At 38.4% G+C, this 661-nt stretch carries 1 protein-coding gene; it reads right to left on the reverse strand.

Features of this window, described 5'->3' with window-relative positions; genetic code table 11:
- Positions 1–661, reverse strand: a 661-nt coding sequence (locus ACTQXY_RS15540) for an N-acetylmuramoyl-L-alanine amidase family protein (protein ID WP_441660218.1), incomplete at both ends; no start/stop codon positions are given.

Here is a 661-nt window from a genome sequence, read left to right on the forward strand (position 1 = left end):
AAAATAGTAATTGGAGCCTTCTATCTTTTGATGTCCTTTTACCATCTTTCCATCTGAACCAAAGTAGTAAATCTTACTTCCTTCGATTACCCAGCCTTTCCACACTGTTCCACTTGACAGATCAAAATAGTAATTGGAGCCTTCTATCTTTTGATGTCCTTTTACCATCTTTCCATCTGAACCAAAGTAGTAAATCTTACTTCCTTCGATTACCCAGCCTTTCCACACTGTTCCGCTTGACAGATCAAAATAGTAATTAGATCCTTCTATCTTTTGATGTCCTTTTACCATCTTTCCATCTGAGCCAAAGTAATAAATCTTGTTCCCTTCAGTCACCCAGCCTTTCCACACTGTTCCACTTGACAGATCAAAATAGTAATTAGATCCTTCTATCTTTTGATGTCCTTTTACCATCTTTCCATCTGAGCCAAAGTAGTAAATCTTGTTCCCTTCAGTCACCCAGCCTTTCCACACTGTTCCGCTTGACAGATCAAAATAGTAATTAGATCCCTCTATCTTTTGATGTCCTTTTACCATCTTTCCATCTGAACCAAAGTAGTAAATCTTGTTCCCTTCAGTCACCCAGCCTTTCCACACTGTTCCGCTTGACAGATCAAAATAGTAATTAGATCCCTCTATCTTTTGATGTCCTTTTACCATC

It is taken from the genome of Faecalimonas sp. LCP19S3_D12 (assembly GCF_052121495.1).
In the GTDB taxonomy this organism is placed as follows: domain Bacteria; phylum Bacillota; class Clostridia; order Lachnospirales; family Lachnospiraceae; genus Faecalimonas.